Raw genomic sequence first — 6269 nt, 5'->3', positions numbered from 1 at the left:
GCGGCGAGTTGCTTCGTTTATGACGGAGTCGCTTATTGCAAGTGCGATATCTTGCTCGGTGACAGCATCAGTCTCCAGCTCAGCTACTCAAGCCCCGTCGGCGAGCAAAATGTCTGTGATGTGAACCGGCAGGGCAAGACGAATGGTTATATGGTGAGCACCTTCAGCCTCCCCGATGATGTGACGAAGGGTGGTCCCGCGGCCGTCTACACCTGCCCTGGATCGGCCAACGCGGGGAGTGGCGTGATCGCGCCGGTGGCTTATGGCCAATGTGACGGTGGCATTTGCTTCAAGAGCAGCAGGGGTCAAAGCTTCCCGGGCTTCGCCGGCCGGCTCGACGATGATGAGATCATTTGCTCCTGCCCGATCTCATCCGGCTCGACGCCCGGCAGCTCGAATAGCCTCGGATATCAGGTGTTCGGCCCGTACCATCCGACGGCGCCCACAGGAAGCAGATGTGACGCAAGCGCCTGTGCATCCTGCAGCGTGCCCAACCCCACCGCTAACGGAGCCACCCTCTCCGTTGGAGCCGCAACCGGAGTCCCGGAACTCCTTGCGCTACAGCTCGACGGACCGCCACCTCCGGATATCAATCAGTGTCTGTGCACATGCACCCAGGCTCCGGGTCCGGACGGCAGCATTTCATGCACGGTGGCGGAAGCACCCCCTTAGCCACTCGCGGCGCCCGTCGCGCCGGCCGCGCGGCCTTAATGCTGGATGCAGGGGTCACCCCTCCTGGCTTACCACCGCTGGAAATCCTCGATCGATTCCATAACAATTCAGTCTCGATGAGGACGGGCGCGCGACTTTTCGCGGCGATTGCCGCAATTGCAACTTTAGTTGATACCTGCCCGGCGCTGGCCGCTTCTCCGCCTCCGGATCTGGTCGAGATGGAGCGCCAGGTGTCGCTCGAACTCGCGCACGTGCGCGACAGCGGACCTACCGATCCCGTCGAGCGCAAGCAGCTCTTCGACGCGAACCAGTTGGAACAGAACGGCGAGGCGGCAATCAAATCCGGCGATTACAAATCCGCCGAGGACAGCCTGCTGCGCGCCCGCGAGATCCTCCGCCATCTGCGCGAGATCTCCCACTGACACCGGCGACCGCATTCATCGCGAGTGCGGGTTCTGGTAAGTTCTAATCGCGGGTCCCCAAATGAGTGGTTCGGATCAAATCTGGGCTGAGGCGTTGCGCACGCTGGAGCGCGGGCAACCATTCGCACTGGCAACGGTGGTGAACGTTCGCGGCTCTACGCCGCGTGAAGTCGGCGCCAAGATGATCGTCCGCCAGGACGGCCAGTTCGGCACCATCGGCGGTGGATGCGGCGAAGCCGAGGTTTTTCGAAAAGCTCGTGTATTACTTGAAGAAGGCAGCGAAAGCGGCGCGCGGCTTGCGGAAGTCGATCTCACCGGCGATTTCGACCAGCCCGAGATCGGCACCTGCGGCGGAGTGATGGACGTCTTCGTCGATCTGTGGTCCCCGGCCCGCGACTTGCCAATCGCGCGCAAGCTGGCCGCCGCCGCCAGCCGCAGTGCTTCCGGCGCACTGATAACGGTGGTCGATGCGGGTTCGCGAAGCGAAATGCCGGCCGGCTCGCGGACGTTTATCGATCCCCGCGATGCGGGCGCGCGCGATGCGGGACCGATCGATCTGCCCGCGGCGCAATTCGCACAAATCATCGAGCGAACGGCCGAGGCGATTCCCGCATTGCTCGAAGTCGATAGCGCCGGCGGGCTGCATCCTGTCACGCATGTCGAGCCCAAAGGCGGCGTGCGGCTGTTCGTCGATCCGATCGTTGGTGCGCAGCGGCTGATAATCGTCGGCGCGGGCCATATCGCGGCGCCGTTGTGCGTGCTTGGAGCGATGCTCGGGTTTCACGTCACGGTGATCGACGACCGCGCATCGTTTGCGAACCGTGAGCGGTTCCCGGATGCCGACGAAATTATCGTCAAGCCTTTCAAGGCCGCGATCGACTCGCTCGCGCTCGACGGCCACTGCTACTTGGTTTCCGTCACGCGCGGTCATTCTTTCGACGAGGAAGTTGTGCGCGCGGCGCTGATGCAGCCGTCCGGATTCGTCGGGTTGATCGGTTCGCGCCGCCGGGTGAAGGCCACGCTCGAGAGAATCGGCCAGAGCGGAGTTCCGATCGAGCGGCTCGGCGACGTTCATGCGCCGCTCGGCGTCGCGATTGGCGGCGAGACGCCGGAGGAGATTGCGATCTCGATCATCGCGGAGATTATTCGCGAGCGCCGCACCGGCGAGCGCGACGATTTCACGCTCGGCGTGCGTTCCGGCATCCTCAAACGCTCGAAGTAGCTCGCATCGATGCGGCCCCCGGCCCCTGAAATCGACACGATGAAGCAGCATCTGGAAGGAATCATCCTGGCGGCGGGCGAGTCGCGCCGGATGGGCTATCCGAAGCCGCTGCTCGAGATCGGCGGCCGAACCTTTATCGAGCAGATCGCGGAGACGATGCTCGCGGTGGTGCCGCGGCTCGTGATTGTGATCGGGGCGCATCGCGAGCGCGTGCGGGCCGCGATTCCGCGCGACAAGCGCATCGCGATCGCCGAGAATCCGAACTATTCGCGCGGGCAACTGTCGTCGTTGAAGGTCGGACTCGGTGTCGTTCAACCGGACTCGGCGGGCGTGATTGTGCATCTCGGGGACCATCCGATGGTCCGGGTCGAAACATTTCGAGCCGTAGTCGATTCGTACAATCGAACGGGCAAGCCGATTGTGATTGCGCGCCACGATGGCCGCCGGGGCCATCCGGTGATTTTCGATCGCGCAATGTTCGGCGAGCTTATGTCAGCGCCGGAAGAGCAGGGCGCGCGTTACGTGGTGAATGCCGATGGGTCGCGGGTGACCTACGTTGACCTGGACGATCCGGGAATCAATCTCGACCTGGACACGCCGTCTGATCTGGCCTGCGCCGGCCTCCCCCCGGCAGGGGCCAGCCCCTGCACCCGGGTGAGGAAAAACACAAAGGGACGCGCGAAACCTCGATGAGGTTTCGTGATGTTGTCCGCATCGGATCGTATCGGGAAAAGCAGGGGTTTACCAAATCGGGGAGCCCTCGCATCGTATCGGATTTGCTCGCCTCAGACACAAAAAGACACTTTATTTTGCGAGGACTGGATGTTACACGGTATTTCCGAATCCGACCACGGAGAAGACGACGAACAGGGATTATGACTCGGCTGAAGCGTCCCCCGCGGAGAGTGCTGAATGGCAATCCGAGACGATTAGATCTCGGCCCAGTTATCGCGCGCCGAATACTCGCGGAGCAAGGCGTTGTCGGACGGAAGATTGTAGTTTCGATTGGTCTGCCACGGCCCGATCCGCTGTCTAAGCACGGTGATTGGGAGTGCACATTTTTGATCGAGGGCGTCAACAAATCCAAAGTACGGAAGACCTTCGGGGTCGACGCTCTACAGGCGCTCATTGTGGCTATTCAGGGCGTTCGAGTGGGTCTTGAGCAAACTGGACGGAGGTTCTTTTGGTTAGATCCGGAAATCGGAGTGGATATTCCGCTGAATGTGCCGACTTCTTGGGGAAAGCAGCTAGTAGAACGTATACGCCTTGCGATTGAACGCGAGACAGTGCGCGTCTGGCGCGCCCGGATAAAGAGCCGCAGGGCTAAGATTCGCGCGGAGGAGGCGAAGTTGAAAAGGCAGGGAATAGATCCAAGCAAAATCGCAAGAGCACTCGCAGAGAAGAAACGGATCCTCCAGCGGTGGGAAGCGGAAGTCGACAACCTGAAGCCGGGCTGGAGCATCCCCTTGCCACCCGGCCAGCGCACGAAGCGCTGACCGCTGCGAGGTCAACCCGAGCCCGCCCTACCGCGCGACATCTCGCAGGGATCGCCGACATCGCCCCGAATTTTTGCCCAGCACCAGATAGCCGAACTGGTAACGCCAAAATCATCGCGCATCCGCGCGGATGATTCGGCGCTTGTGTCGGCGAAGTGTCGCGCCAAACAGAGGTATTTTTTTCGAGGTCTTTTTTTATCCGTGCCGTGTCGCCACGATGACGCGCAGAACCCTCACCTACCGGCCGCCAAGCGACCGGCCTCCTCTCCCGTGAAAAGAACGGGCGAGGTATCAGAGAGGCGGGTTTTTCAATGGTCCCCTCCGAGGGAGGAGAAGTGGCGCGGAACGCAAGATCCTAACTGGGGCGAGGTAATCCGGAGAAAAAGATCCGGGTTCCTTCGCTGCGCTCAGGATGACACAAAGAAGAGACTTTGCTCGGGATGACGGAATTAAGACCGCCGTCGCGCGGGCTGGTTAGGCGGCCGTGGTGGCAGCGGATGAGAGCAGCGTTTTGGCGTGAACATATCGCTTTACGCGGATCGCGTGCTCCGCTCTGCGCGCCTGAGCCAAATCGAAAGCCAGCTGCATTCGCATCAGGTGTTCCATCTTCGGCCCAAACGCCTTCTCGACCCTCAGGCCCATCTCACTGGTAAGAGCCGCTTTCCCGTTCAGCAGGCTCGAAAGCGCCTGCCGCCCGACACCGAGGACCTTCGCGGCCTCGGTCACTGTCAGTCCGAGCGGCTCGATCACCTCGCGGCGGATTAAACCGCCGACATGCGGCGGATTCTTCATCGCCATAATTTCCAACGCCTCCTTCAATGATAATCAACAAAATCAAGATCGAATGCGTCACCTGCCTCAAGCCGGAAGATCACCCGCCAGTTTCCGCTCACAGTCACGCTCCAAAACCCCTTCAGATCCCCCTTCAGCGGATGCAACCGCCAGCCTGGGAATAATCCAACTTCATCCGGGTGTGCTGCCTCATCGATCGCCAGCAGAATGTCGGAAATTTTCTCAACCAGGGCCGCTGGAAGATCCCGGCTGTCTCCGCTTCTGTACAGCCGCCTCAAACCTCGATGCCGAATCGAACGAATGCCCATCCCGAAGTATCATCGCCTGTCGCGCGACAGGCGTCAAGTCGAATTTCGTTGGCCCGCGGCCGCCCCCGCCGCCGACGCTCTCGGCGGCGGCGCGAGCCTGACAGAGCGGGCTGGTTAGGCGGCCGTGCTGGCGGGGGATGAGAGCAGCGTTTTGGCGTGCACGTAGCGGGTTACGCCGGTACGCGTGATGAGCCCGACCAGGACACCCTGATCGACGACCAGCAGCCGTCCGATATCTGCCGCCACCATCTGCCGGATCGCATCGATGACGCCGGCGCTGGGCGCTATCTCGATTGTCCCATCGGCGGGCCGCATAACCTGGCCGATGCGCTTGGTCGCGCGCTCGGACGCGGGACATTCGCGCACCTGCGCAAGCGTCACCACGCCGAGCACTTTTCCATCCGCCGCGATGGGGAAGCCGCCGAAACCGTAGCGCAGGAAATAGTTCTCGATGGCGCCGGCTACGGTTTCATCGGGGCCGAGCACGATCGGATCGCGCACCATGATCTCGCATACGTGCGTGCCGGACAGCGCCTGCTCGACGATCATGCTCTGGTAGCCCGACGACGCGGCGCTGCGCAGGAACAGGCCGATGAATATCAGCCACATCCCGCCGACCAGCGCGCCCCCGAAGATCTCCATCGCGCCGAACGCGATCATGCCCCACGCGATAGTATTGCCCCAATCGGCCGCCGCTGCCGTCGCGCGACGCAGATCGCCCCATCGCATCCACAACGCGGCGCGCAGCATCCGTCCTCCGTCGAGCGGAAATCCGGGCAGCAGGTTGAACAGGGCGAGCGCGAGATTGATGAAGGCGAGATAGGAGAAGACCGCTTTCCACAGCGCCGTCGCCCCGGCCGCGGGGATCCCCAGCGCGATCAGCCAGAAGATTCCCGCCATCACGATCGAGCTGAGCGGACCCACCGCGGCGATCTTGAGCTCATCGATCCCGCTTTTGGGCTCGTGCTCCAGTTCCGCCATCCCGCCGAAGATGAACAGCGTGATCCGGTGGACGCCCTCGCCGAGCCGGTTGCCCATCGCTGCGTGGCACAGCTCGTGGGCGAGCACCGAGCCAAAGAACAGGATGGTCGCGACCAGTCCCACCAGCCAGTAACTGCTGGTAGAGTAGCCGGGATACTCCTTGGGGAAATATCCCGAGGCCAGTGACCACAGGATCAGCGCGAAGATGACCAGCCAGGAATAGTCGATGGCGACCTGGATGCCGGCCAGCTTGAAGATCTCGATCCCACCCTTGCGCTCCGCTGCCATTGGAACCTCCGCGCGTGACACCGCGAATTTACGCGAGCCGAGCGGAGATGGTAAGCGCTGGGCGATTGAAAGGCACGCGCACAGCGGC

General features: G+C 62.2%; 8 protein-coding genes. 5 read left to right on the top strand and 3 right to left on the bottom strand.

The features are described 5' to 3' along the window. The 5 genes from ABSB13_RS10150 to ABSB13_RS10130 form a co-directional block, all read left to right on the top strand. Nucleotides 1–672: hypothetical protein (locus tag ABSB13_RS10150; RefSeq protein ID WP_428107865.1), on the top strand; the 672-nt coding region annotated here is incomplete at its 5' end. 116 nt (nt 673–788) lie between these two features. Then, nucleotides 789–1094: a hypothetical protein gene (locus ABSB13_RS10145; protein WP_428107863.1), complete on the top strand. Its 306-nt coding sequence runs from the start codon at nt 789–791 to the stop codon at nt 1092–1094. 61 nt (nt 1095–1155) lie between these two features. Further along, nucleotides 1156–2316 (top strand): XdhC family protein, encoded by a 1161-nt coding sequence (locus ABSB13_RS10140; RefSeq protein ID WP_428107862.1) that lies wholly within the window; start codon nt 1156–1158, stop codon nt 2314–2316. 9 nt (nt 2317–2325) lie between these two features. Beyond that, nucleotides 2326–3009: a nucleotidyltransferase family protein gene (locus tag ABSB13_RS10135; RefSeq protein WP_428107860.1), complete on the top strand. Its 684-nt coding sequence runs from the start codon at nt 2326–2328 to the stop codon at nt 3007–3009. Further along, on the top strand, nt 3006–3812 hold the full coding sequence (locus tag ABSB13_RS10130) for a DUF6968 family protein (protein ID WP_428107859.1): 807 nt from the start codon (nt 3006–3008) through the stop codon (nt 3810–3812). Before ABSB13_RS10135 ends, ABSB13_RS10130 begins: the two co-directional genes overlap by 4 nt. 474 nt (nt 3813–4286) lie before the next feature. Here the strand turns inward: ABSB13_RS10130 and ABSB13_RS10125 are convergent, their stop codons facing one another. From ABSB13_RS10125 to ABSB13_RS10115, 3 genes are all read right to left on the bottom strand, one after another. Then, complete coding sequence (locus ABSB13_RS10125; protein WP_428107857.1) at nt 4287–4604, bottom strand: HigA family addiction module antitoxin; 318 nt, start codon at nt 4602–4604, stop codon at nt 4287–4289. A 23-nt stretch (nt 4605–4627) separates the two neighbouring features. Then, a complete protein-coding gene (locus ABSB13_RS10120; protein WP_428107855.1) occupies nt 4628–4912 on the bottom strand; it encodes a type II toxin-antitoxin system RelE/ParE family toxin in 285 nt (94 codons plus the stop codon). A 114-nt stretch (nt 4913–5026) separates the two neighbouring features. Continuing rightward, entirely contained in the window at nt 5027–6181 is a 1155-nt protein-coding gene (locus ABSB13_RS10115; RefSeq protein ID WP_428107853.1) for a site-2 protease family protein, read from the bottom strand. Nucleotides 6182–6269: the final 88 nt, after the last annotated feature.

It is taken from the genome of Binatus sp. (SeqCode) (assembly GCF_050013435.1).
Classification (GTDB): domain Bacteria; phylum Desulfobacterota; class Binatia; order Binatales; family Binataceae; genus Binatus.
Note: the sequence above shows the minus strand (reverse complement) of the source record. Positions and strands in the feature narration are given on the sequence as shown.

Excerpts from the sequence above, each read along its gene's own strand:
- ABSB13_RS10145 (WP_428107863.1), top strand. The coding sequence starts at position 789 with ATGAGGACGGGCGCGCGACTTTTCGCGGCGATTGCCGCAATTGCAACT.
- ABSB13_RS10140 (WP_428107862.1), top strand. The coding sequence starts at position 1,156 with ATGAGTGGTTCGGATCAAATCTGGGCTGAGGCGTTGCGCACGCTGGAG.
- ABSB13_RS10135 (WP_428107860.1), top strand. The coding sequence starts at position 2,326 with ATGCGGCCCCCGGCCCCTGAAATCGACACGATGAAGCAGCATCTGGAA.
- ABSB13_RS10130 (WP_428107859.1), top strand. The coding sequence starts at position 3,006 with ATGAGGTTTCGTGATGTTGTCCGCATCGGATCGTATCGGGAAAAGCAG.
- ABSB13_RS10125 (WP_428107857.1), bottom strand. The coding sequence starts at position 4,604 with ATGAAGAATCCGCCGCATGTCGGCGGTTTAATCCGCCGCGAGGTGATC.
- ABSB13_RS10120 (WP_428107855.1), bottom strand. The coding sequence starts at position 4,912 with ATGGGCATTCGTTCGATTCGGCATCGAGGTTTGAGGCGGCTGTACAGA.
- ABSB13_RS10115 (WP_428107853.1), bottom strand. The coding sequence starts at position 6,181 with ATGGCAGCGGAGCGCAAGGGTGGGATCGAGATCTTCAAGCTGGCCGGC.